Raw genomic sequence first — 21,977 nt, 5'->3', positions numbered from 1 at the left:
CCGTCACCCCCGTGCCGCGTACTCCTCCCGCAGCTGCGCCCACCGCACCGGCGTCCATTTCGTCCAGTCGGCGGGGCGGCCCGCCAGCGCGTCCACGAGGTAGCCGAAGTGGTCGTGCCATCCGGCGAGGCAGTCGAGCCGCAGGGCGTCGTCACCGCGGAACTCGTTGGTGAACCGCAGCAGCACGTGGTCGCCGCGCGGTGGTTCCAGGTGGAAGCGCATCCGGCCGTGGAGGCCGTCCACCGTGTACTCGGCGATCCGCTCCACGTCCCAGGCGGTGACGGTGCCGGAGGCGACCGTGGCCTGCCCGTCCGGTGCGGTGTTCAGCCGGCGCAGCGTGACCGCGCCGCCGACGCGCGGTTCGAACGGATCGGCGGCGGCCAGCCACTCCGGCAGCCCCTCGGAACTGGCGACGGCTGCCCACACCCGCGGGACGGGGTGGGGCAGCCGGAGGGTGAACCGCAGAACGTGCAGGTCACCGTGGGTCTCGCTGGTACCGGGCTCGATCGTGGTCGTCGCATCGGTCATGGTTCCAGCGTGACCCGGCGGGGAGCGTTCCGCACCCGTGGCGCGAAAGCCCCCCGGAGGCCTCAGACGCCGGCGTAGGAGTGCTTGCCGGTGACGAAGATGTTCACGCCGTAGTAGTTGAAGATCCAGCAGCCGAAGGCGATCAGCGCCAGGTAGGCGGCCTTGCGGCCCTTCCAGCCGGCGGTGGCGCGGGCGTGCAGGTAGCAGGCGTACGCGACCCAGGTGATGAAGGACCAGACCTCCTTGGGGTCCCAGCCCCAGTAGCGGCCCCAGGCGTCGCCCGCCCAGATCGCGCCCGCGATGATGGTGAACGTCCACAGCGGGAAGACCGCCGCGTTGATCCGGTACGAGAACTTGTCGAGGCTCGACGCGGACGGCATCCGGGAGAGCACGGACTGGGCGAACGCTCCCGGCTCCTGTCCGTTGGCGAGCTTGTTCTCGTAGCTGTCGCGGAAGAGGTAGATCAGGGTGCCGATGCCGCCGATGAAGAACACGGCGCCGCAGATGATGGCGGTGGAGACGTGGATCCACAGCCAGTACGAGTGCAGCGCGGGCACCAGCTGGTCACTGGAGGTGTAGAGCACCGTGGTCGCGAGCCCGAGGTCCAGCAGGACGGCGGTGACCAGGATCAGGCCCATCCAGCGGACGTTCTTCTTCAGCGCGAGCAGGGTCAGGTACGCGCCGACCGCCACCACGGAGAAGGTGATGGAGAACTCGTACATGTTGCCCCAGGGGGCACGCTGCACGGACAGGGCTCGGGCGACGACCCCGCTTGCCTGGATGACGAAGGCGAGCACGGTCATGGAGACCGCGATCCGCCCGTACAGGTCGCCCTTGAACGTGCCGCCGGCCGCGCCGGGCCCGTCCGGGACGTCGCGGGATCCGGCGGCGGACCGGGTGATGATCTTCGGCCGGTCCAGTACGGCGGTGCCGCCGGCCTTCTGCGCGACCTGGACCTTCACCGCCGGCGCGGCGGCCTCCTCGGTGGTCAGCGCGGCGGCGGTGCGGCCGACCTTGCTGCGGCTGCCGAACACCCACTCCGCGATGTGCGCGAAGAAGGCCAGCGTGTAGACGGCCATCGAGGAATAGATCAGCACATTGCTGGTGTGTGCCAGATTCTCGTTGGTTGCGGCGGCGAGAGTCACTTCTCAGCCCCTTCGGAAGGTTCTACGGAGGACGCGTCGACGACGTCGGGGTCCGGATCGGGATCGGGATCGGTGTCAGGGCCGGGCGCTGTGGGCGCCACGGCGTTGAGCGTGACCGCGAGATCGGCCAGCTCCTCGGGAAGCTTCGCGGACTCGCTGCGGCCGAGCCCCGCCATTTCGACGACGGTGACGCCGTCGTCGCCGCGTACGGCCCGGACCCAGACCCGGCGCCGCTGGATGAAGAGGGAACCGGCGAGACCGGCGATCGCGCCGATGGCCCCGGTGAGCGCCCAGCCGCTGGCGGGCTGCTCCGAGATCTGGAAGCTGGCCCATTCCTGGAGGCCCTCGAAGGTGATGGAGCCGGCGCCGTCGGGCAGCTTCATCGTCTCGCCGACGAGCAGCCGCTTCTTGAGCTGCTTGCCCTCGGAGTCCTTGAACTCCTTCATCTTCGACGTGTTCAGCTGGTACACGTTCTGCGCCAGCCCGGAGTTGACGCCGAGGGAGCCGTGGAAGCCGTTGAGCGCGAGAACCGGCATGTCGGCGGCCGGGAACTGCGAGAACATCGTGCCCTCGCCTTTGCCCGCGAAGGTCGGCACGAAGAACGCCTGGAAGCCCAGCTGGTCCGTCTTGCCGTTCTTGTCGCGGTAGCCGTCCATCACCTTGATGGCACCGCTCGACGTGACGTTGTTGTCGATGGGCAGCAGCGGCACGGCGGCCTTGTAGACCTCCTTGCCCCTGCCGTCCTTGACGGAGACGACGGGCGCGTAGCCGTGGGCGTTGAGATAGACCTTCGTGCCGTCGACGACGAGGGGGTCGTTGACCTTGATGACGGACTTCTCGGGCTTGCCGTAGGCGCCCTTGGAGTACGTCACGTGCGCCTCGTAGGTGCGGGGCGTGCCGATCTGCGGGCCGCTGCGCTCGTACGTGCCGATGAAGTCGTCGAGGGTGAAGCTGAAGGGGGCGAGCGAGTCGTTGTCGAAGAGCGAGCCGGACTTGAAGTTGTCGTACTGGGTGATCGTGTTGGAGAACCCGTCGCCCTCGACGATCAGCTTGGCGCCCTCCGACTTGAAGAGCTGCCCCACGGCGAAGGCCACCAGCATCACGATCAGCGCGATGTGGAACATCAGGTTCCCGGCCTCGCGCAGATAGCCCCTCTCGGCGGCGACCGCGTCCCCGTCGACATGGGCCCGGTAGCGGCGCTTGCGCATCATCCCGAGCGCGGCCTCACGGACCTGCTCGGGCTCGGCCTCGGTGCGCCAGGTGGTGTACGCGGGCAGCCGGGTCAGGCGCTTGGGAGCGCCCGGGGGGCGGCTGCGCAGCTGGCCGATGAAGGTGCCGGTGCGCGGCACGATGCAGCCGATGAGCGAGACGAACAGCAGGATGTAGATCGCGGAGAACCACACCGAGCTGTAGACGTCGAAGAACTGGAGCTTCTCGTAGATCGGCGTGACGGTGGTGTGGAGGCTCTTGAAGGTCTGCACCTTGAGCTCGTCGACGCTGTTCTGGGGGATCAGCGAGCCGGGAATGGCGCCGAGCGACAGCATGAAGAGCAGGATCAGGGCGACCCGCATGGAGGTGAGCTGGCGCCAGAACCAGCGGGCCCAGCCGATGATCCCCATGGTGGGGAGGTTCGCCAGGGTCTCCTCGCGCGGGGCGGTGGAGAGCTGGGAGCCGGCGGCGCCGAGTTCACGGGCGGTCTCCCGGTCCCGCGCGGCGCGTACCTCCCGCTCGTCGCGGTGCTCGCGCTCCTGGGAGGGGTTGGACTTGGTGTTGCTCATCGGTACTCAGATCCCCACCTGGAAGCCGGACGACCAGCCCTGCAATTCCTGCATCATGCTGCCCCATACGCCGGTCAGCAGGAGCAGCCCGGTCACGATCATCATGCCGCCGCCGATGCGCATGACCCAGGAGTAGTGGCGCTTGACCCAGCCGAACGCGCCGAGTGCCTTGCGGAAGGCGACGGCGGCGAGCACGAACGGGATGCCCAGCCCGAGGCAGTAGGCGACGGTCAGTATCGCTCCGCGCCCGGCGGTGCCCTGGTCCATCGCGAGGATGCTCACCGAGCTCAGTGTCGGGCCGAGGCAGGGCGTCCAGCCGATCCCGAAGAGCGCGCCGAGCAGCGGGGCACCCACGAGGCCGGTCACCGGCTTCTTGTGGATGCGGAACTCGCGCTGGGTCATCCACGGCATCAGGCCCATGAAGAAGACCCCCATGAGGATCATCAGCACGCCGAGGACCTTGGTGAGCGGCCCGCTGTTCTCCTGGAGCGTGTCGCCGAAGTAGCCGAAGAGCGCGCCGCCGGAGACGAACACGGCGGTGAAGCCGGCCACGAAGAGCGAGGCGCCCGCGACCATGCGCCCCCGTCGGGCCTCGGCCAGATCGGCGCCGCTGACCCCGGTGACGTAACTGAGGTAGCCGGGGACGAGCGGCAGGACGCAGGGCGAGAAGAAGGACACGAGCCCGCCCAGCATGGCGATGGGCAGGGCGACCAGAAGGGCCCCGCTCAGGACCGTGTCGTTCTGCGTGGCGGCGGCAAGGGCGATCACCTGGTCACTTCTCCGCGATCAAGGGGTCGAGCATCTCGCGCAGCCGGGTGTCGTCGAGCGGGCCCACGAAGCGGGCGGCCAGCTTCCCCTCCCGGTCGATGACGACGGTCGACGGGATGGACTGCAGCTTGAGCGTTCCCTTGGGGAAGCGCAGCAGGAGCTTGCCGGCCCGGTCGTAGAAGCTGGGGTAGGTGACCCCGAAGTCCTTCTCGAAGTTGATGGCCTGGGCCCGCTCCGGGTCGCGGGTGTTGATCCCGACGAACTGGACGCCCTGGTCCTTCGTCTCCTTGGCCACCTTGGTGAAGTACTTCGATTCCAGCCTGCAGGGGGCGCACCACGAGCCCCAGACGTTGAGGACGACGACCTTGCCCTTGTAGTCGGCGACGTCGAGCTTCTCGCCGTCCAGGCTCTCGCCGTCGAGCCTCGGAGCGTCGACCCGCTCGCCCTTGGCCACGGTCGAGATCCCGCCGTTGCCCGTGACGAAGTTCGTGTCGCCGCCGCCGCTGGTCTGGTTGCCCGTGCCGCACGCGCTCAGCGTCAGTGCGAGCGCGGCGGCCGCCGCGGGAGCGGCGAGCAGGGTGAAGCGGCGTCGGGATGCGCGGCCTTGGCTCATGTGAAAAGTTTCGCATGGCGGTTTCGGGGATCTTGGGCACCCCCCTCGGTGCCCGTAAAGCCCGTTGTCAGGCTTGTTTAAAGAACGCGTTCCAGCCGCCCGCGGGTTGCTGTCCGACCTCCAGCGTACGGAGCTTCGCGAGCACCGCCGGGTCCTGGACATCGAGCCAGTCGACGAACTGCCGGAATGAGACGAGACGCACATCCGGCTTCCCCGCGATGTGCTTGAGCGCGTCCTCGACCGCATCCATGTAGATGCCGCCGTTCCACTCCTCGAAGTGGTTTCCGATGTAGAACGGGGCACGGTTCGTCTCGTACGCGCGCTTGAAACCGCTGATGTACGACTGGGTGGCCTGTTCGCGCCAGCCCGGATAGCGGGACGGCATTCCCTTGGTCGAATTCTTCGACTGGTTGGCCAGGATGTTGTAGTCCATCGAGAGGACCTCGAAGGTGTGGCCGGGGAACGGCATGCCCTGGAGGGGCAGGTCCCAGACGTCCATGCGCTTCGAGGGCCAGACCTGGGTGCCGCCGGGCGAGCTGGCGTCGTAGCGCCAGCCGAGCTTCTTCGCCGTGGGAAGCAGATTGTCCTGTCCGAGCAGACAGGGGGCGCGGCTGCCGATGAGTTCCTTGCGGTAGTCGAAGGGCAGTGGATCCTGGTCGGTCCAGCCGGTGTTGGTACGCCATTCGGTGACGAAGGAGATCGCCTGGTCGATTTCGCTCTGCCACTGGGAGGCGGACCAGTTCTCGACGGATCCGGAACCGGCGCAGAAATGCCCGTTGAAGTGGGTGCCGATCTCGTGGCCGTCGTACCAGGCCTGGCGTACGTTCGTCAGCGTCGCCTTGAGGTGTTCGTCGGTGAGATAACCGATGTCGGAGGCGCCGACGGGGTTGTTGGGCGGGCGGTAGAGCGATTTCTTCGACTCGGGCAGGAGGTAGATCCCGGAGAGGAAGAACGTCATCCCCGCGTTGTGTTCCTTGGCGAGTTTCAGAAAGCGCGGGAAGAGGCCGTTGCCGACCTCGCCGGCGCCGTCCCAGGAAAAGATCACGAACTGCGGCGGCTTCTGACCTGGTTCGAGCGGGACCGGCGCGGGCGGCTGGTGCGGCTGCTTTCCTGTGTCGGCGGTGGAACCGTCCCCGATGGACCTGACGTCCTTCTTCGCGGGCCCGGTCCCCTTGGCGGTCCCGTCGGCACCCTTCTCACCCTTGCCCGGACCTGTCCGGCCGGTGTCGGAGGAGTCGGACGAACTGCAGCCCGCCACCCCGATGGCGGCCGCGGCCCCAAGTCCGGCTCCGAGCAAACCCCTTCGGCTGATGTCACGCATGCGGTTCCCATCTGCGGTCGTTTTGCCTCATGTCCATACAAACTGCCAAAGGCTTAGATGGGCGAAGCAACACGAGGGTTCCCCGAAATAGCACACAATTCTTTACGGAACCAGCCCCCAGCCATGACCGAACACAAGACCTAGGATCTGCGAACCGTGAAGGGGCATGCCGAAACCCCGGACGGTCGGACTCCGCCCGGTCGGCCCAACCGGATCAAGCCCGCCGGGCAACCCTGGAGATCCCAGGGCCCCGGCCCAGGGGCCGGCTACGCGCCGACCCCCTTCGACGCCCCCTTCACCGGCTTCGCCCCCGCCAGTAGATGCGTCGGCACCAGATCCCGGGCCGGCTCCGAGTACCCGACCGACACGATCTTGTCGCCCTGGTAGGTGAAGCTGGTCAGCGAGGCGAGCGTGCACTGCCGCTTGCGCGGGTCGTGCCACAGCCGCCGCCGCTCCACGAAGCTCCGCACGATCCAGATCGGCAGCTGATGGCTGACGCACACCGCCTCGTGCCCGCGGGCCGCGTCCCGCGCCGCGTCCAGGGCGCCCATCATCCGTACGACCTGCTCGATGTACGGCTCACCCCACGACGGCCGGAACGGGTTCGTCAGGTGCTTCCAGTTGTCCGGCTTGCGCAGCGCCCCGTCGCCGACGCCGAAGGTCTTGCCCTCGAAGACGTTGGCCGCCTCGATGAGCCGGCCGTCGGTGGCGAGGTCCAGTCCGTGCGTCTTGGCGATCGGCGTCGCCGTCTCCTGGGCCCGCTCCAGCGGGGAGGCGACGACATGCGTGATGTCGCGCTTCTCCAGGTGCTCGGCGACCCGGTCGGCCATCTGCCGGCCGAGCTCGGAGAGGTGGTAGCCGGGGCGGCGCCCGTACAGGACTCCGTCCGGGTTGTGCACCTCTCCGTGGCGCATCAGGTGGACGACGGTGATGTCCTCACGCCCCGCGCCGCTGCCGTTGTTCCTGCTACTGCTGCTGTTGTTGGTGCTACTGCTGCTGTTGTTCTCGCTCATGCGGTGGCCTCCGATGCGGCGCGGGCTGCGGCGGGCAGCGCGGCGGCGATCCGCTCGACGGCCCGGGTGTCGTGGGCGGTGGAGACGAACCACGACTCGAACGCCGACGGCGGCAGATAGACGCCCTGCGCCAGCATCGAGTGGAAGAACGCGGTGAAGCGGAAAGCTTCCTGCTGCTTGGCGTCCTCGTAGTTCCGGACCGGCCGGTCCGTGAAGAAGACGGAGAACATGTTGCTCGCCGCCTGCACGGTGTGCGCGACGCCCTCCTTGGCCAGGGCCTCGCTCACCAGCCCCCGGATCTGCGCGGACACCGCGTCGACCTTCGCGTACGCGGCGTCGTCCAGCAGGCGCAGCTGGGCGAGACCGGCGGCGGTCGCGACCGGGTTCCCGGAGAGGGTGCCGGCCTGGTAGACCGGGCCGGCCGGGGCCAGGTGCGCCATCACGTCGGCGCGCCCGCCGAAGGCCGCGGCCGGGAAGCCGCCGCCCATCACCTTGCCGAAGGTCATCAGGTCGGGCCGCACCCCGTCGATGCCGAACCAGCCGGCCTTCGAGGTACGGAACCCGGTCATGACCTCGTCGGAGATGTACAGCGCGCCGTTGGCGGCGCAGATCTCCTTGAGCCCGGCGTTGAAACCGTCCATCGGCGGCACGACGCCCATGTTGCCCGGCGATGCCTCGGTGATCACACAGGCGATCTCGCCGGGCTGCGCGGCGAACGCGGCCCGCACGGCCGCCAGGTCGTTGTACGGCACCACGATCGTGTCGCCGGCCTGGGCGCCGGTGACCCCCGGCGTGTCGGGCAGCCCGAAGGTCGCCACCCCGGACCCGGCGGCGGCGAGCAGTGCGTCGACGTGACCGTGGTAGCACCCGGCGAACTTCACGATCTTCGCCCGGCCGGTGAAGCCCCGGGCGAGGCGGATCGCGGACATGGTCGCCTCGGTGCCGGACGACACGAGCCGTACCTGCTCCACCGGCTCGACCCGGGCGACGATCTCCTCGGCGAGCGCGACCTCGCCCTCACCGGGCGTACCGAACGAGGTGCCGCGGGCGACAGCCTCCTGAACTGCGGCGATGACCTCGGGGTGGGAATGGCCGAGAATCATCGGCCCCCACGAACACACAAGGTCGACGTACTCACGTCCGTCGGCATCGGTGAGGTACGGACCGGTACCGGACACCATGAAGCGGGGCGTACCGCCCACGGCCCGGAAGGCACGTACAGGAGAGTTCACGCCGCCGGGCGTCACGAGGGACCCGCGGTCGAAAAGCGTCTGCGAAACTGGGGCGTCATAGGGAAAGCTCACACATGCCATGGTGTCAGAGCCACGGACGGTCTTGCGGACGGGTGTTTCACCGCACGCCCGTGGGGGAGGTCACTGACACGATGATCGGGTTGCGCGGCGGGGGCTGTGTCTCCTAGTTAGTAGTCGGGTGGATGAGATATGCATCGCGGTGGCGGAGTGGGCGAAGGGACCGACGACCTGGGGCCCGAGCCTGCCCGGCGGGGTCGGCACCGGCGCGAGGCTGAGCGCAGGCAGGGTATACAGGCCGGTGGTGCGCAGGTGGGCGGCGGAGCCGAAAGCAGGAGTAGTGGCCGGGTGGGGGTGACCTACAAGTATTTCGGGGCTCCCGACGGGGCCACTGCCGCACGTGTGCCCATTTCCATGCGCCCTGAGGAGCTCGGCGGTGACGAGCTGGGCATGGGCGGCATGTTCAGCAAGATCAAGCCGGAGACGGTGGCCGCGATGGTCCTCACCGGCATACAGGGCATACCCCTGCACAAGGTCCCGCCGCTGGAACTGGTCGTCCTGCACCCCGACTACGCGGTGGTACGGCTCCCGATGACGGTCGTGGACCCGCTGCGCGGCGTCGGCGAGGAGTCGGTGGGTGCCGCCGCCTTCATCTGGTCCACCGTCCCGGACCGCGGCGGCCCGCGCGACGCGTACAACGTCTACCAACTGCTGCACGAGTGGCAGGACTTCAGCCACCGGCTGCACGACGCGGGGCATCAGGCGTACTGCCTGGTGTGGCCCTGACCTGGGGTTCACTGGGGGATGGGTGGGGCCTCCGGGCCCCTTCCACGCCCGCCCGCCCGTGCCGGAGACGGCGTCGCGCGTATCCCGCTCACCCCGTGACCTCCGGCGCGATCTCCTTGATCAGGCCCTCGACGAGGGTCCTGATCTCGTCGCGGATGGGGCGGACGGCTTCCACGCCCCGGCCGGCCGGGTCGTCGAGCTTCCAGTCGAGGTAGCGCCTGCCGGGGAAGACGGGGCAGACGTCGCCGCAGCCCATCGTGATGCACACGTCCGACTCGCGGACCGCGTCGACGGTGAGGATCTTCGGCGTCTCGGCGGAGATGTCGATGCCGGCCTCGGCCATCGCCTCGACGGCGGCGGGGTTGACCGCGGCGCCGGGGTCCGAGCCGGCGGAGCGGACCTCGACACGGTGCCCGGCCAGGTGGGTCAGCCAGGCAGCCGCCATCTGGGAGCGGCCGGCGTTGTGGACACAGACGAACAGGACGGACGGCTTGCCGGAGGAGTCGGCCATGATGATCGTTCTCTCTCGTCGCACGGCGGAACTCACCCGCCAATGACTTCAGCCCTCACTGATATCAGCGGGCAATGATGTGAGAATATCAGTGCATGCTGACTTCAGTCGACACTGATTTGATCCGGGTGCTGGGCGATCCGCTCCGCCTCCGGATCGTGACCCTGCTGGCGCGCGAGACGCTCTGCACGACGCACCTGGTCGAGGAGACCGGGGCGAAGCAGACCAACCTGTCCAACCACATGAAGGTCCTGCGCGAGGCGGGTGTGGTGGAGACGGAGCCGTGCGGCCGCTTCACCTACTACAAGCTGCGCCCCGAGGTCCTCGCCGGCCTCTCGGCGCAGTTCGCGGCGCTGGCCGAGTCCGCCCGTACCGCGGTCGGGAACAAGCGGGCCTGCCCGTGACCACCACCGAGCCCACCACCTCCCCCGCTCCGGTCGGCGGTGGGGACGACTCGATCGTCCGGAAGCTCTCCACCCTCGACCGCTACCTCGCCGTGTGGATCCTGCTCGCCATGGCCGTCGGTCTGGGGCTGGGGCGGATGGTCCCCGGGATGAACGACGCGCTGGCGAAGATCGAGGTCGGCGGCATCTCGCTGCCGATCGCGCTCGGCCTGCTCGTCATGATGTACCCGGTGCTGGCCAAGGTCCGCTACGACAAGCTCGACAGCGTCACCGGCGACCGCAGGCTGATGGTGTCCTCGCTGGTCATCAACTGGCTCGTCGGACCCGCCGTCATGTTCGCCCTCGCGTGGACCTTCCTGCCGGACCTGCCCGAGTACCGCACCGGCCTGATCATCGTGGGCCTCGCCCGCTGCATCGCCATGGTCATCATCTGGAACGACCTCGCCTGCGGCGACCGCGAGGCCGCCGCCGTCCTCGTCGCCCTGAACTCGGTATTCCAGGTCCTGGTCTTCGGCGTGCTGGGCTGGTTCTACCTGGACCTGTTGCCGCAATGGCTGGGCCTCGGCGACGGACAGGGCCTGGACGTCCCCGTGTGGCACATCGCCCTCAACGTCATCGTCTTCCTCGGCGTGCCGCTGCTCGCCGGCTTCCTCACCCGCCGCATCGGCGAGAAGAAGATGGGCCGCGACAGCTACGAGGCGAAGTTCCTGCCGCGGATCGGCCCCTGGGCCCTGTACGGACTGCTGTTCACGATCGTCATCCTCTTCGCCCTCCAGGGAAAGACGATCACCTCGCAGCCGCTGGACGTCGTACGGATCGCGCTCCCGCTGCTGGTGTACTTCGCGATCATGTTCTTCGGCTCCTTCCTGCTCGGCAAGGCACTCGGGCTCGCCTACGACCGCACGGCGACCCTGGCCTTCACGGCGGCGGGCAACAACTTCGAACTGGCCATCGCCGTCGCCATCGCGACCTTCGGCGTCACCTCCGGCCAGGCGCTGTCCGGCGTGGTCGGCCCGCTCATCGAGGTGCCCGTCCTGATCGGGCTGGTGTACGTGGCGCTGGCCTGGCGCAAGAAGTTCGCCGCCGCGGCCCTCGACACCCCGGGAAGGGACACCTGATGCACTGCCTCGACTGCCGCACCGCGGGAACGCACACCCCCACCGTCGCGTCCAGCGGGTACGCCGGGACGGCGGCCGGCTGCGGGTGGAGACAGACACGGACACGTGGTCGGCCGGGGCGGTCGTCTCGGCGACCGGTACCTGGTGGTGCCCCTTCCTGCCCACCGTCCCCGGCCGGGGGCCGTTCACCGGCCGGCAACTCCACACCACCGGATACCGGCGGCCGTCCGGCTTCGCCGGGCAACGCGTCGTCGTGGTCGGCGGGAACTCCGGCGCGCAGATCGCCGCCGACCTCGCCACCCACGACGGCATCGGCCTGACCTGGGCCACCCAGCGCCCGCCGCGCTTCCTCGCCGACGACGTCGACGGCCGAGCCCTGTTCGACGCGGCCACCGCCCGACGCCGCGCCCTGGAGGAAGGCCGTACGGACGTCGCCTCGCTCGGCGACAACGTCGCCGTCCCGCCCGTGCGCGAGGCACGGGACGCCGGACTGCTCAAGGCGTCCCCGATGTTCACCCGGCTCGCCGCCGACGGCATCGAGTGGGCGGACGGCACACGGGCCGAAGCCGACTCCGTGATCTGGTGCACCGACTTCCGGCCGGCCCTCTCCCACCTCGCCCCGCTGGACCCAAGGGGACCGCGCGGGCGTATCCCCACGCACGGGACTCGGGCGGTCGAGGAGCCGCGCCTTCATCTGCTCGGTTACGGCGACTGGACCGGCCCCGCGTCCACGACGCTCATCGGCGTCGGCCGCCCGGCCCGCGACGCCGCCACCGAGATCGCAGAACTCCTCAGCCGCTGAGGGCGGTTGAGGACCGGCACCTTTGGCCACCGGCCGCTGACGACCGCCGGCTCACCCTGCCGCGCCGGCCGAGGCACGAACACCGGCCCGGGATCAGGGGCGCAGGTCGAGCATGGCGGACATGGCCGCCACTACGGGCGGGGCGACCTTGTAGTAGACCCAGGTCCCGCGCCGCTCGGAGGTCAGCAGGCCGGCCTCGCGCAGCTTCTTCAGGTGGTGGGAAACGGTCGGCTGGGAGACGCCGACGTCGGAGATGTCGCACACGCACGCCTCACCGCCCGGATGGGAGGCGACCTTGGAGAACAGGCGCAGCCGCACCGGGTCGGACAGCGCCTTGAACATCACGGCCATCCTCTCCGCGTCACCCTGCGACAGCTCGCCCGCGGTGATCGGCGGGCAGCACGGCACCACCGTCGCGGGATCCAGGACCGGCAGCTCCACGACCTCTGATTTCGACATGTGTCTATGTTGACATCCATCGATACCGCCTGCAAGCTTCATACATAGACATCGATCGAAACAGAGACCGGAAACGGTCACCCACCCTGGAGGACATCACCGCCATGACCACCACCGCAGACCTCCCGGTCGTCGTCATCGGCGCCGGCCCCGCCGGGCTGGCGGCCGCCGCCCACCTCGTCGGGCGCGGCATCGAACCGCTGGTCCTGGAGGCCGGCCCGACGGCCGCCACCGCGGTGCGGGGCTGGTCGCACGTGCGGCTGTTCTCCACCTGGGGCGAACTGACCGACCCGGCCGCCAGGAAGCTCCTGGCACCGACCGGCTGGGCCGAGCCCGACGCGGACACCTGCCCCACGGGCGGCGACTGGGCCGGGCGGTACCTCCAGCCGCTCGCCGATGCCCTCGGGGACAGGGTCCGCTACGACGCCACCGTCACCGGGGTCTCCCGCCTCGGCCGCGACCGGATCGTCGACGCCGACCGCGAGCAGCGGCCCTTCACCGTCCGCATCGCGCTCGCCGGCGGCGGCGAGGAGCGGATTCTGGGCCGGGCCGTGATCGACGCGTCCGGTACCTGGTCCACCCCCGGCCCGATCGGTGCCGACGGGCTCCCCGCCCTGGGCGAGCACGCCGCGTCCGCCCGGATCTCCTACCGGATCCCCGACGTCAAGGACCCGGCCGTCCGCGCCCGGTACGCGGGTAGGCGCACTGCGGTCATCGGCTCGGGCGCCTCCGCTTTCACCGCCCTCGCCGCCCTCGCCGACGTCGCGAAGGAGGAGCCCGGTACCCACTCCGTGTGGATCCTGCGCCGCGGCATCAGCGGCTCCACCTTCGGCGGCGGATCCGCCGACCAGCTTCCCGCCCGCGGCGCCCTGGGCCTGGCCGCCAAGGCCGCCGTCGACGACGGACACGCCGATGCCGTCACCGGCTTCCGCACCGAAGTCATCGAGACCGCCGACGACGACCGTCTGGTCCTCGTCGGTGAGGACGGCCGGCGCCTCGACCCGGTGGACGAAGTCATCGTCCTGACGGGCCTGCGCCCCGAGCTGTCGTTCCTGTCGGAGCTGCGCCTCGCCCTGGACGAGCGCCTGCAGGCGCCGGTCGAGCTCGCCCCGCTCATCGACCCGAACCAGCACTCCTGCGGCACCGTCCACCCGCACGGTCACCGCGAGCTGTCCCATCCCGAACAGGGCGTCTACCTGGTCGGCATGAAGTCCTACGGCCGCGCCCCGACCTTCCTCGCCATGACCGGCTACGAGCAGGTCCGCTCCGTCACCGCCGCCCTCGCCGGCGACGCCGAGGCCGCCGACCGCGTCGAACTCGCCCTCCCCGAAACCGGAGTCTGCGGCGGCCCCGGACTCTTCGACGACCCGGCCCCGGCCGCCGGGGACACGGCGTCCGGCGGGTGCTGCGGTTCCTGAACGAAGCGCCCCGGCCGGGGCGCTTCGTTCCGCGTCAGGAAGAACGTCATGTCACGAGTGCGGCGGATGCCCGCTGCCGTTCGGGCTGCTTGCCGCCGTCTCGGGGCGTGCGGCCCTGACGGGGCTGGGCACGGCGCCCGGCAGCGCGGCGGGGCGGGTGTCCGGCTCAGCGGCGGTGGCATCGGCCGCCGCGCGGCGACGGGCCGCGAAGGCGGTCGCGACGAGGGTGAGTGCGACGGTCCCGGAGAGCGCGGGCCAGTACACGTAACGGTAGTTGGACTCCGGCGCCGTGGGCAGGTAGGCGAGGATGTACAGGAGTGAGCTGGCCCCGATGAGCCGGAGTTCGCGGGCGTAGGGGCCGGGCCACCGGCGGCGCAGCACGAGGACCAGCGAGACGGCCAGCCAGAACCAGCCCTGGAACAGCATCGGCAGGTCGCGGGCGAAGCCGGTCACGTAGTTCTGCAGGGCGAACCTCAGCGTGTCGTTCAGCGGCTCCTTGCGCACTTCGGGGTGCAGCCGGGCGCCGGCATTGACGTGGGTGCCGTTCCAGAAGACCTGGTTGCTCTGGAAGAGCAGCTTGGTGAAGACCCGGCCCCGGTACTCGGCGTAGCCCTTCCAGTGCCGCGGCATCTGCCGCATCCACATCCGGACGACGACGTCGGCGTGCCGGTCCAGATACGTCACGTCGAACGGCCGGTCGTGGGGGAAGCACTGGAGGTACGCGTCGGACGCGATGTGCCGCTTCTGGCAGGTGGCGGCGGTGGTGACCAGGCGGTCGCGCAAGTCCGCGCTCGCGCCGGCCTGTTCGGCGGCGGTGCGCATCTGGGCCGGGGTGAGCACATGGGCGAGATCGTCCACCGGGATCACCGCGTACACCCGGGTGGCCAACGGGGTCGTGACCGCGGACACGGCGGCGCTGCCGGCGATCACGGCCGCGGCGAAGACAGCGGTGGCGGCCAGCCAGCGGCGTCGGCCCGGGGCGGGCCATGCCGCGAGGACCAGCAGGGCGAAGACCGGGATCGCGGCGGGGACACCGTTCTTCCGCACGAGGGCGGCGTACACGAGGAACAGCATGCCCAGCACCAGCAGGGCCCAGCGGGTCCTGGGCCGGTCCCGCGGCAGGTCGCGCACGGTGAGCGCGATCGCGAAGACCGCGAGGAGCGCGTACGCGAGGTGCACGTCCTTCCACACCACTCCCGTGAGGTTCATGATGTGCGGCGCGAAGCCGACGGCCAGCACCGCGAGGGAGAGCCCGCGGCTGCCGGTCTTCTTCCACACCAGCCGGGCCAGGACCCACAGCGTCCCCCACAGCACGGCGGCCTGGAGGGCGGCCATGGCCGAGAAGTCCCCCGTGATCCCGATGAGCAGCCGCCACGCGAGTGCCATCACCGGTGGATGCCAGTCGTTCACCGGTTCGTCCCCCAGCGCCTGCCACAGCTGGGTGTTGCTGTCCGCGCTGAGGTATCCGGGGTGAAAGACGGTGGCCACGGCGTATCCGCAGGCCGCCGCGACGGCCGCCAGGCACCACGGCCACAGCGTGCCGTCCTTCCAGCCTCTGCGCAGCACGGCGGTCCACCGGTTGACGGTTCCGGACATATGGGCGGGTCCTCCCAGCCGATGGGTGAGGGATCGCGTCGTCGCTCAACTGTGCTTCGAGGGCTCGCAGTTCGCAGTTCGCAGGCAGCGCGACAGGAATCTATGCGTATCGGACTCCAAAGGACAAACCGGAACTATTATTCACCTGCTCGACGCGGCCACCGTGCAGAACGCACGGCCCGGTCCGGTCACCCCCGGACGCCCGCCGGCACGGCCGGCACCCGTCGGCCAGCCCTATTCGGCCATTCATTGGCCGAAGAATGATCTTCAGCTGACCTGTCGAACCTGCCGATGCAGGAGGCACCGAAACTGAGGGAGGCCTGCCATGGGCGACACTCTGCTGGCCCTGTCCATCCCCGTGCTGGTCTTCTCCGGCGGCATCTTCGCCGCAGGTGAGAGCTGGTGGCGGCGCCGGCACCCGGCGCCGCCGTCCCCGTACACCCATCAGGCGGCCCGGCTCGCCGAGCGCGCGATGCTGGTGGACGCCGAGAGGATCGTGGACGGCGCGTACGAGACCGTCGGCGCGCTCTACGACGAACCGAGTGCGCCGGGCGCACGTTTTCCGGCCACGGGCATCACCCCCGGGGCGGCTGCCAGCCAGGGTCGCGACCGGTCAGTGCGAGCACCCGCACGAAGGGGCTAGCCCCCTCCGGTACGGGGAACGGCTCGCCGAACACCTTCGCCTCCCGGGCCTTCGGCGCCATCGCGGCCATGGCCGGGGCGAGCTCGTTCACCACGTCCGCGTCCGGCACGAATTCCTGACCGGTCGCGCGGGCCAGGTCCCACACGTGGACGGTCAGGTCGCCGAGCACCATGTGGCCGACGGTCCGGGCCGGGAACCCCATGGAACCCGCGGTCCCGTCCTCCGCGCCGGGCCTGGCCCACGCCTCGACCAGCGCGGCCGTCTGCTCGCCGAAGCGGTCGCGCCAGTCCCCGGTGACCGCGTCCGGGGTCTCACCGAACTCCACGTCCTGCCGGGCCGCCAGGGCCGTGAAGTTGACGACCACCTGGGTGAGGTGGCTGACCAGGGCGCGGACGTCGTACTCCGCGCAGGGTGTGGGGCCGTCCAGCCGGCTGTCGTCGATCCCACGGACCACGGGCAGCGCGCCGCCGGCCGCCGCGTCCAGCAATTCACTGATCTTCTTCATGGTTCGACCATGCCCGCGGCGGCGGCCGGGGTCTTGAAGAAACACGACAGGCAGACACCACAGGCAGACACGACGGGGGAACCGGACAGCCGGACGCGGGATCGGCCGCGGCATAGGATCGGCCGTCATGGCTGGCTCCCAGGGTCCCCGGCATGACACCCGCGGCATCGTCGACGCCTCCGAACTGTTCACGCACGTACGGTTCCGGCGGCGCGAACCCGCCCCCGCACTGCGTCCGTACCTGGAGCACTACTGGCTGATCGACTGGGATCTGCCCGAGCCCTACGCCTCCCACCTGGTCCCCCACCCGAGCGTCAACCTGGTCTTCGAGCGGTACGCGGGCTGCGGCGACGACGAGGCCGGATTCGCCGAGGTCTCGGGCATCGGCCTGGAGCTGTTCACCCAGAAGCTGGAGGGGCGCGGGCGGGTCTGCGGGGTGCAGTTCCGGCCCGGCGGCTTCCACCCGTTCGCACCGGACCGGCCGGTGGCCCGGTGGACGGGGCGCCGGGTCCCGGCCGCCGAGGTGTTCACGCCGCCCGCCGCGCCGTCCGCCGTCCTGGACCCCGGCCCGGAGGACGAGCGGATCGCGGCGCTCGACGCGTACCTGCTGGCGCTCGGCCCCGAACCGGATCCGCGGGCCGACCGGGCGATGGCCCTGGCCGAGCTGATCCGCACCGACCGCACGGTCCGCCGCGTCAGCGCACTCGCCCGCGCCGAGGGGGTGTCGGTGCGCTCGCTCCAGCGGCTGTTCGCCACGTACGTCGGGGTGGGCCCCAAGTGGGTCATCCTCCGCTACCGCATCCACGAGGCGATGGAACGCGCCGCGTCGGAGCCGGACGTGGACTGGGCGGCGCTCGCCGCGGATCTCGGCTACAGCGACCAGGCGCACCTGGTCAGGGACTTCACGGCGACGGTGGGCGTGCCGCCGACCGCGCTGACCGCCCACTGACCGGCCAGGGCCGCCCGCCGGGCTCCCGCTGACTGTCAGTGCCCCGTCCTACAGTTCTGGCATGGAGCGCACCACAGCATCATCCGTACGGATCGAGCCCTGGTCGCAGAGCGACCTGGAGCTGCTCCGCCGTGCCAACGCACCGGAGCTGATGGACCATCTGGGCGGCCCCGAGTCGGAGGAGCAGCTCATAGGGCGTCACGGCCGCTACGTGGCGCTGAGCGCGGACCGGACGGGCCGGGGCAGGATGTTCCGCATCGCGCTGACCGGCGAGGACGAGGCCGTGGGCACCATCGGGTTCTGGGAGCGCACCTGGCGGGGCCGGGAGGTGTACGAGACGGGGTGGGCCGTTCTCGCGGGGTTCCAGGGGCGGGGCATCGCGTCCGCCGCGACCGCGGCCGTGGCCGATCAGGCGCGCGCCGAGCACCGGCACCGCTATCTGCACGCGTACCCGTCCGTGGCCAACGGCGCGTCGAACGGGGTGTGCCGCAAGGCGGGGTTCACCCTGCTCGGCGAGTGCGAGGTCGAGTACCCGCCGGGCCATCCGCTGCTGACGAACGACTGGCGGCTGGACCTCCACCCGGATCACTGACCGGCGACCCGGCCGGGCCGCGGCGCTCGCACCCCGCGCGCAAGGCGATTGACGGCCGGACCCGCCTCCTGGATATTTAGCTGCATAACGCAGCTTATTCACGCACGGCCGGATACCGAGGAGACTCACCGCCACGCTCACGCTCGTCACCGGATGCCGCGGCCGCGTCGGCTCCAAGCTCGCCTCGCTCCTGCACCGCGGCGGCCCCGCCGTCCGTACCGCGTCCCGCAACCCCGCCGAGCTCTCGCTCCCGGCCGGCATCCCGGGCGTGGCCTGCGCTCTCGGGGACCCGACGACCTTCGCGGCCGCGCTGGAGGGCGTCGAGGGGCTGCTCAGACACTGGGCCGCCACCGACGGTTCACCGGCCGAGGTCACCGGCGACACCGAGAAGCTCACCGGCCGACCGGCGCGCGCGTTCGGCGCCTGGGCCGCCGAGCACGCCGCCGCCTTCCGCGCCTGAGCCCGCACGTCACCCACCGGTACCCGCCGCCACCCCCGCCCCACCGAAATCCGTGGCCCGCGCACCCGGCCCAATGGCATCCTGACCAGGTGAACGGACCGGAGATCCACCTCGAAGTCGCCCCTGAACTAAGGCTCTTCGTCGCCCACGAACGCCGCAGGGGGCGAACGGCCGTGACCACCGACGGCTCGTCCACGCTCGGCCATGTCGTCGAGTCGCTCGGGGTCCCGCTCACCGAGGCCGGACAACTCCTCGTCGACGGCCGCCCGGTCCCGGTGTCACACATTCCCGTCGCGGGCGAAGTGGTCGACGTCCACGCGGTGCGGCGCCCGCAGCAGGTGCCGGGCGCGCCCCTGCGCTTCCTCCTCGACGTCCACCTCGGCACCCTCGCGCGGCGGCTGCGGCTGCTCGGCGTCGACGCCGCCTACGAGTACGAGGACATCGGCGACCCCGCACTGGCCACGCGCTCGGCGCGGGAGCGGCGCGTCCTGCTCTCCCGGGACCGGGGGCTGCTCCACCGGCGGGAGATCTGGGCGGGGGCGTACGTCTACAGCGACCGGCCCGAGGCGCAACTACGGGACGTACTGGAGCGGTTCGCGCCCGTACTCGCCCCGTGGAGCCGGTGCACCGCGTGCAACGGACGGCTGGCGGCAGCCGACAAGGACACCGTGGGCGCACGCCTTGAGGACGGCACTCAGCGCTCGTACGACGTCTTCGCGCAGTGCACGGAGTGCGACCGGGTGTACTGGCGCGGCGCCCACCACGCCCGGCTGGAGGCGATCGTCGCCGAAGCCGTCCGCGACTTCGGCGGCTCCCCCGCCGGACCGCCGGACCCGTCCGGCGACTGACCGCGACGCGGCACCCGGACCTCGCCCGGTCCCGTTCTCACCCCGTCCCGCTGCCGACCTCACCCGTCCGGTTCTCACCCCGGCCCGCTGCCGCCCTCCCGCAGCCCCGCGATCCGCGCCGCGCTCAGCTCCGCCGTCCGCCGCATATGGGCGATGAGCAGCGCGACCTCGTCGTCGTCGTAGGCATCGAACATGGCCGACCAGCCGGCGTTCAGCTGCTCCCGGACCGCCCCGAACTCCGCCATCCGCGCGGGCACCGTCGCGACGAGCACCCGCCGCCGGTCCACCGTGTCCCGGGCGCGCGTGACGTAACCGGCCCGGTCCAGCCGGTCGACCAGCCGGGTCGCGGACCCCGTGGTGAGCCCGGTCAGCTCCGCGATCCGCCCCGTGGTGACGGGAGCCGCCTCCAGGCTGAGCAGGTTGAGGCACTGGAGATCGGTGGGGTGGAGCCGCAGCCGGTCGGCGACGGCCTGGTTGAACAGGGCGTACGCGGCCATGTAGCGGCGCGACACGGCCGAGAGCTCGGCGAGCATCGCGGTGCGACGGGGCCGGCGGGCTTCTGCGGCATGCGGAGAGTGTACGAAGCAGAGATCACCCGCCCGGCTCACCCGGGCAGCGCGTCAGAAGACGTACGCGTCCCCGGTGGTCTCAGAAGACGTACTCGTCCCCGGTGGCCGGTGCCAGCACCTCGTGTTCGCTGTTCTTCGTGTTCAGGTCCGTCGCCCCGCCGTTCCACGCGGTGTCGATCCGGACGACCACCTCCGCCGGCCGCCCCAGAAGCTGGAGTTCGAGCGCGAGCTGCCGCTGCTGCGAGCCGTCCGCGCGCAGCGGGCCCGTCCGGCACAGCACGGTCTGCCGGTCGGCCTGAAGGCATTGCGCGGGAAGCTCCTGCCGGCCGGAGAGCGGTACGGACATCCGCAGCCGGACGGTCGTCCCCGCGAGGTCCGAAGGCCCACTGTTCCGGCTGACCAGCCAGACGCCGAGGCCGGTACCCCACAGCGAGACATGACCGTGGTGCGACACATCCGCCTGCGGCTCGACGCTCCGCACCACCGGCGAAACCGTCGGCGGGACCGGCCGTGAAACCACCGGCGCACCGACGGCCGTGACCGTCCCGCCCGCACCCAGCGCCAGAGTCGACGCCATTGCCGCCGCAGCGGACACCCTCAGCAGAGCCTTACGCGTCACTAACATGTCCTGAAGATACAGATCTGCACGCATTATTCACATTTCCCGACTGGTTCGGCGCGCCTCCGGGGCACCTCGCCGCGCATGACACGCTGATCACATGTCCGTGGTCCGCTCCATCGCCCTGTTCGTCGTCGCCGCACTCTTCGAGATCGGCGGCGCCTGGCTCGTCTGGCAGGGTGTCCGGGAACACCGCGGCTGGGCCTGGATCGGTGCGGGGGTCGTCGCGCTGGCCACGTACGGCTTCGTCGCCACGCTCCAGCCGGACGGCGAGTTCGGGCGGGTGCTCGCCTCGTACGGCGGGGTCTTCGTCGCCGGGTCGATCGTCTGGGGCATGGTCGCCGATGGCTACCGGCCCGACCGCTGGGACGTGACCGGCGCGCTCGTCTGCCTGGCCGGCATGGCCGTGATCATGTACGCCCCGCGCAACCACTGACCACGCCCCTGCCTATCCTGGCCCCGTATCGATCAGCTGTCCGAGGAGCCCGCCATGGCCGCATCCCCCATCGCCGTCATCACCGGCGCGAGCAGCGGCATCGGTGCCGCGACCGCCCGGCAACTGGCGGCCGCCGGTTACCGCGTCGTGGTCACCGCGCGCCGCAAGGACCGCATCGAGGCGCTCGCCGCCGAGATCACCGCGGCGGGCCACGAGGCCACGGCGTACGCCCTGGACGTCACCGACCGCGCCGCGGTCGACGAGTTCGCCACCGCGTTCCGCAGCCTCGCCGTGCTGGTCAACAACGCGGGCGGCGCGCTCGGGGCGGACCCCGTCGCCACCGGCGACCCGGCCGACTGGCGCCAGATGTACGAGACCAACGTCATCGGCACCCTCAACGTCACCCAGGCCCTGCTCCCCGCCCTCACCGCGAGCGGCGACGGCACGGTGGTCATCCTCTCCTCGACCGCGGGCTTCTCCGCCTACGAGGGCGGCGGCGGCTACGTGGCCGCCAAGCACGGCGAGCACGTCCTGGCCGAGACCCTCCGCCTGGAGATCGTCGGCACCCCGGTCCGCGTCATCGAGGTCGCACCCGGCATGGTCAAGACCGAGGAGTTCGCCACCACCCGCTTCCGCGGCGACACCGAGAAGGCCGCCAAGGTCTACGCCGGCGTCGACGCCCCCCTCAGCGCCGACGACGTGGCCGACACGATCACCTGGGCCGTCACCCGACCCAGCCACGTCAACATCGACCTCCTGGTGGTCCGCCCCCGCGCCCAGGCCTCCAACTCCAAGGTCCACCGCACCGCCTGACGGGACGCGCCGAGGTGAGTCCACCCCCGTGGG

Annotated in this window: 25 protein-coding genes and 1 pseudogene; 12 read left to right on the top strand and 14 right to left on the bottom strand. The window is 70.7% G+C overall.

Going from position 1 to position 21,977, the window contains the following annotated elements:
* Positions 1-3: 3 nt before the first annotated feature.
* From AB0I52_RS09530 to hemL, 8 genes are all read right to left on the bottom strand, one after another.
* Positions 4-528, bottom strand: coding sequence for an SRPBCC domain-containing protein (locus AB0I52_RS09530; protein WP_363070569.1), 525 nt, complete (start codon positions 526-528; stop codon positions 4-6).
* Positions 529-590: 62 nt separating this feature from the next.
* Positions 591-1,673 (bottom strand): c-type cytochrome biogenesis protein CcsB, encoded by a 1,083-nt coding sequence (gene ccsB, locus AB0I52_RS09525; protein WP_363070567.1) that lies wholly within the window; start codon positions 1,671-1,673, stop codon positions 591-593.
* The gene (locus tag AB0I52_RS09520; protein WP_363070565.1) at positions 1,670-3,451 is read right to left on the bottom strand and encodes a cytochrome c biogenesis protein ResB; all 1,782 of its coding nucleotides are present in this window, start codon (positions 3,449-3,451) and stop codon (positions 1,670-1,672) included. Before AB0I52_RS09520 ends, ccsB begins: the two co-directional genes overlap by 4 nt.
* 6 nt (positions 3,452-3,457) lie before the next feature.
* Positions 3,458-4,219 carry a cytochrome c biogenesis protein CcdA gene (locus AB0I52_RS09515; protein ID WP_363070563.1) on the bottom strand — a complete coding sequence of 254 codons (762 nt, stop codon included), beginning with the start codon at positions 4,217-4,219 and terminating at the stop codon, positions 3,458-3,460.
* 4 nt (positions 4,220-4,223) lie between these two features.
* Positions 4,224-4,832 carry a TlpA disulfide reductase family protein gene (locus AB0I52_RS09510; protein WP_363070561.1) on the bottom strand — a complete coding sequence of 203 codons (609 nt, stop codon included), beginning with the start codon at positions 4,830-4,832 and terminating at the stop codon, positions 4,224-4,226.
* Positions 4,833-4,899: 67 nt separating this feature from the next.
* Positions 4,900-6,153 (bottom strand): hypothetical protein, encoded by a 1,254-nt coding sequence (locus AB0I52_RS09505; RefSeq protein WP_363070559.1) that lies wholly within the window; start codon positions 6,151-6,153, stop codon positions 4,900-4,902.
* 266 nt (positions 6,154-6,419) lie between these two features.
* Positions 6,420-7,067, bottom strand: coding sequence for a histidine phosphatase family protein (locus AB0I52_RS09500; RefSeq protein WP_363070742.1), 648 nt, complete (start codon positions 7,065-7,067; stop codon positions 6,420-6,422).
* Between the two features lie 95 nt (positions 7,068-7,162).
* The gene (gene hemL / locus AB0I52_RS09495; RefSeq protein WP_363070557.1) at positions 7,163-8,470 is read right to left on the bottom strand and encodes a glutamate-1-semialdehyde 2,1-aminomutase; all 1,308 of its coding nucleotides are present in this window, start codon (positions 8,468-8,470) and stop codon (positions 7,163-7,165) included.
* 138 nt (positions 8,471-8,608) lie between these two features.
* Here hemL and AB0I52_RS09490 point away from each other — a divergent pair, with 138 nt between their 5' ends.
* Complete coding sequence (locus AB0I52_RS09490; RefSeq protein ID WP_362963397.1) at positions 8,609-9,202, top strand: hypothetical protein; 594 nt, start codon at positions 8,609-8,611, stop codon at positions 9,200-9,202.
* A gap of 88 nt (positions 9,203-9,290) precedes the next feature.
* Here AB0I52_RS09490 and AB0I52_RS09485 read toward each other — a convergent pair whose 3' ends face one another.
* On the bottom strand, positions 9,291-9,713 hold the full coding sequence (locus AB0I52_RS09485) for an arsenate reductase ArsC (protein ID WP_363070740.1): 423 nt from the start codon (positions 9,711-9,713) through the stop codon (positions 9,291-9,293).
* Positions 9,714-9,808: 95 nt separating this feature from the next.
* Between AB0I52_RS09485 and AB0I52_RS09480 the strand changes: the two genes are divergently transcribed.
* The 3 genes and pseudogenes from AB0I52_RS09480 to AB0I52_RS09470 form a co-directional block, all read left to right on the top strand.
* On the top strand, positions 9,809-10,117 hold the full coding sequence (locus tag AB0I52_RS09480; protein WP_275536235.1) for a metalloregulator ArsR/SmtB family transcription factor: 309 nt from the start codon (positions 9,809-9,811) through the stop codon (positions 10,115-10,117).
* Positions 10,114-11,235: an ACR3 family arsenite efflux transporter gene (gene arsB / locus AB0I52_RS09475; RefSeq protein WP_363070555.1), complete on the top strand. Its 1,122-nt coding sequence runs from the start codon at positions 10,114-10,116 to the stop codon at positions 11,233-11,235. Before AB0I52_RS09480 ends, arsB begins: the two co-directional genes overlap by 4 nt.
* Before the next feature lie 46 nt (positions 11,236-11,281).
* A pseudogene (locus AB0I52_RS09470) lies at positions 11,282-12,037 on the top strand (NAD(P)-binding domain-containing protein); the annotation flags it as partial.
* Positions 12,038-12,130: 93 nt separating this feature from the next.
* Here AB0I52_RS09470 and AB0I52_RS09465 read toward each other — a convergent pair.
* On the bottom strand, positions 12,131-12,496 hold the full coding sequence (locus tag AB0I52_RS09465) for a metalloregulator ArsR/SmtB family transcription factor (RefSeq protein WP_363070553.1): 366 nt from the start codon (positions 12,494-12,496) through the stop codon (positions 12,131-12,133).
* A gap of 104 nt (positions 12,497-12,600) precedes the next feature.
* Between AB0I52_RS09465 and AB0I52_RS09460 the strand changes: the two genes are divergently transcribed.
* Entirely contained in the window at positions 12,601-13,914 is a 1,314-nt protein-coding gene (locus AB0I52_RS09460) for an NAD(P)-binding domain-containing protein (RefSeq protein ID WP_363070551.1), read from the top strand.
* 51 nt (positions 13,915-13,965) lie between these two features.
* Here AB0I52_RS09460 and AB0I52_RS09455 read toward each other — a convergent pair whose 3' ends face one another.
* Positions 13,966-15,510, bottom strand: coding sequence for a hypothetical protein (locus tag AB0I52_RS09455; RefSeq protein ID WP_363070549.1), 1,545 nt, complete (start codon positions 15,508-15,510; stop codon positions 13,966-13,968).
* Between the two features lie 325 nt (positions 15,511-15,835).
* On the opposite strand from AB0I52_RS09455, the gene AB0I52_RS09450 reads away from it, so the two are divergent.
* On the top strand, positions 15,836-16,153 hold the full coding sequence (locus AB0I52_RS09450; RefSeq protein ID WP_363070547.1) for a hypothetical protein: 318 nt from the start codon (positions 15,836-15,838) through the stop codon (positions 16,151-16,153).
* On the opposite strand, the gene AB0I52_RS09445 is transcribed toward AB0I52_RS09450, so the two are convergent.
* Complete coding sequence (locus AB0I52_RS09445) at positions 16,086-16,658, bottom strand: TIGR03086 family metal-binding protein (protein ID WP_363070545.1); 573 nt, start codon at positions 16,656-16,658, stop codon at positions 16,086-16,088. The two genes, AB0I52_RS09450 and AB0I52_RS09445, sit on opposite strands and share 68 nt — an antisense overlap.
* 127 nt (positions 16,659-16,785) lie before the next feature.
* Between AB0I52_RS09445 and AB0I52_RS09440 the strand changes: the two genes are divergently transcribed.
* From AB0I52_RS09440 to AB0I52_RS09425, 4 genes are all read left to right on the top strand, one after another.
* A complete protein-coding gene (locus tag AB0I52_RS09440; RefSeq protein ID WP_363070543.1) occupies positions 16,786-17,607 on the top strand; it encodes a helix-turn-helix domain-containing protein in 822 nt (273 codons plus the stop codon).
* 61 nt (positions 17,608-17,668) lie between these two features.
* The gene (locus tag AB0I52_RS09435) at positions 17,669-18,199 is read left to right on the top strand and encodes a GNAT family N-acetyltransferase (RefSeq protein WP_363070541.1); all 531 of its coding nucleotides are present in this window, start codon (positions 17,669-17,671) and stop codon (positions 18,197-18,199) included.
* A gap of 268 nt (positions 18,200-18,467) precedes the next feature.
* Complete coding sequence (locus tag AB0I52_RS09430) at positions 18,468-18,659, top strand: hypothetical protein (RefSeq protein WP_363070539.1); 192 nt, start codon at positions 18,468-18,470, stop codon at positions 18,657-18,659.
* 89 nt (positions 18,660-18,748) lie between these two features.
* On the top strand, positions 18,749-19,507 hold the full coding sequence (locus tag AB0I52_RS09425) for a Mut7-C RNAse domain-containing protein (protein WP_363070537.1): 759 nt from the start codon (positions 18,749-18,751) through the stop codon (positions 19,505-19,507).
* Between the two features lie 74 nt (positions 19,508-19,581).
* Here the strand turns inward: AB0I52_RS09425 and AB0I52_RS09420 are convergent, their stop codons facing one another.
* Both AB0I52_RS09420 and AB0I52_RS09415 read right to left on the bottom strand, forming a co-directional pair.
* Positions 19,582-20,040, bottom strand: a complete 459-nt coding sequence (locus AB0I52_RS09420) for a MarR family winged helix-turn-helix transcriptional regulator (protein WP_363070535.1) — start codon at positions 20,038-20,040, stop codon at positions 19,582-19,584.
* A 115-nt stretch (positions 20,041-20,155) separates the two neighbouring features.
* Positions 20,156-20,653 (bottom strand): hypothetical protein, encoded by a 498-nt coding sequence (locus AB0I52_RS09415; RefSeq protein ID WP_363070533.1) that lies wholly within the window; start codon positions 20,651-20,653, stop codon positions 20,156-20,158.
* Positions 20,654-20,795: 142 nt separating this feature from the next.
* On the opposite strand from AB0I52_RS09415, the gene AB0I52_RS09410 reads away from it, so the two are divergent.
* The gene (locus AB0I52_RS09410) at positions 20,796-21,131 is read left to right on the top strand and encodes a YnfA family protein (protein WP_363070531.1); all 336 of its coding nucleotides are present in this window, start codon (positions 20,796-20,798) and stop codon (positions 21,129-21,131) included.
* A gap of 54 nt (positions 21,132-21,185) precedes the next feature.
* Positions 21,186-21,944 (top strand): SDR family NAD(P)-dependent oxidoreductase, encoded by a 759-nt coding sequence (locus AB0I52_RS09405; RefSeq protein ID WP_363070529.1) that lies wholly within the window; start codon positions 21,186-21,188, stop codon positions 21,942-21,944.
* Positions 21,945-21,977 lie beyond the last annotated feature (33 nt).

Source organism: Streptomyces sp. NPDC050423 (assembly GCF_040655445.1).
In the GTDB taxonomy this organism is placed as follows: domain Bacteria; phylum Actinomycetota; class Actinomycetes; order Streptomycetales; family Streptomycetaceae; genus Streptomyces.
The sequence above is the reverse complement of the archived record's forward strand: the minus strand, read 5'-3'. Positions and strand labels throughout refer to the sequence as shown.

What these genes read in the sequence shown, in the direction of transcription:
- AB0I52_RS09435 (WP_363070541.1), top strand. Translation starts at nt 17,669, where the DNA reads ATGGAGCGCACCACAGCATCATCCGTACGGATCGAGCCCTGGTCGCAG.
- AB0I52_RS09415 (WP_363070533.1), bottom strand. Translation starts at nt 20,653, where the DNA reads ATGGCGTCGACTCTGGCGCTGGGTGCGGGCGGGACGGTCACGGCCGTC.
- AB0I52_RS09485 (WP_363070740.1), bottom strand. Translation starts at nt 9,713, where the DNA reads ATGGCCGACTCCTCCGGCAAGCCGTCCGTCCTGTTCGTCTGTGTCCAC.
- AB0I52_RS09455 (WP_363070549.1), bottom strand. Translation starts at nt 15,510, where the DNA reads ATGTCCGGAACCGTCAACCGGTGGACCGCCGTGCTGCGCAGAGGCTGG.
- AB0I52_RS09460 (WP_363070551.1), top strand. Translation starts at nt 12,601, where the DNA reads ATGACCACCACCGCAGACCTCCCGGTCGTCGTCATCGGCGCCGGCCCC.
- AB0I52_RS09510 (WP_363070561.1), bottom strand. Translation starts at nt 4,832, where the DNA reads ATGAGCCAAGGCCGCGCATCCCGACGCCGCTTCACCCTGCTCGCCGCT.
- AB0I52_RS09410 (WP_363070531.1), top strand. Translation starts at nt 20,796, where the DNA reads ATGTCCGTGGTCCGCTCCATCGCCCTGTTCGTCGTCGCCGCACTCTTC.
- AB0I52_RS09480 (WP_275536235.1), top strand. Translation starts at nt 9,809, where the DNA reads ATGCTGACTTCAGTCGACACTGATTTGATCCGGGTGCTGGGCGATCCG.
- AB0I52_RS09440 (WP_363070543.1), top strand. Translation starts at nt 16,786, where the DNA reads ATGGCTGGCTCCCAGGGTCCCCGGCATGACACCCGCGGCATCGTCGAC.
- AB0I52_RS09490 (WP_362963397.1), top strand. Translation starts at nt 8,609, where the DNA reads ATGCATCGCGGTGGCGGAGTGGGCGAAGGGACCGACGACCTGGGGCCC.
- AB0I52_RS09505 (WP_363070559.1), bottom strand. Translation starts at nt 6,153, where the DNA reads ATGCGTGACATCAGCCGAAGGGGTTTGCTCGGAGCCGGACTTGGGGCC.
- AB0I52_RS09500 (WP_363070742.1), bottom strand. Translation starts at nt 7,067, where the DNA reads ATGCGCCACGGAGAGGTGCACAACCCGGACGGAGTCCTGTACGGGCGC.
- AB0I52_RS09445 (WP_363070545.1), bottom strand. Translation starts at nt 16,658, where the DNA reads ATGAAGAAGATCAGTGAATTGCTGGACGCGGCGGCCGGCGGCGCGCTG.
- AB0I52_RS09530 (WP_363070569.1), bottom strand. Translation starts at nt 528, where the DNA reads ATGACCGATGCGACGACCACGATCGAGCCCGGTACCAGCGAGACCCAC.
- AB0I52_RS09450 (WP_363070547.1), top strand. Translation starts at nt 15,836, where the DNA reads ATGGGCGACACTCTGCTGGCCCTGTCCATCCCCGTGCTGGTCTTCTCC.
- AB0I52_RS09405 (WP_363070529.1), top strand. Translation starts at nt 21,186, where the DNA reads ATGGCCGCATCCCCCATCGCCGTCATCACCGGCGCGAGCAGCGGCATC.
- AB0I52_RS09420 (WP_363070535.1), bottom strand. Translation starts at nt 20,040, where the DNA reads ATGCTCGCCGAGCTCTCGGCCGTGTCGCGCCGCTACATGGCCGCGTAC.
- AB0I52_RS09520 (WP_363070565.1), bottom strand. Translation starts at nt 3,451, where the DNA reads ATGAGCAACACCAAGTCCAACCCCTCCCAGGAGCGCGAGCACCGCGAC.
- AB0I52_RS09465 (WP_363070553.1), bottom strand. Translation starts at nt 12,496, where the DNA reads ATGTCGAAATCAGAGGTCGTGGAGCTGCCGGTCCTGGATCCCGCGACG.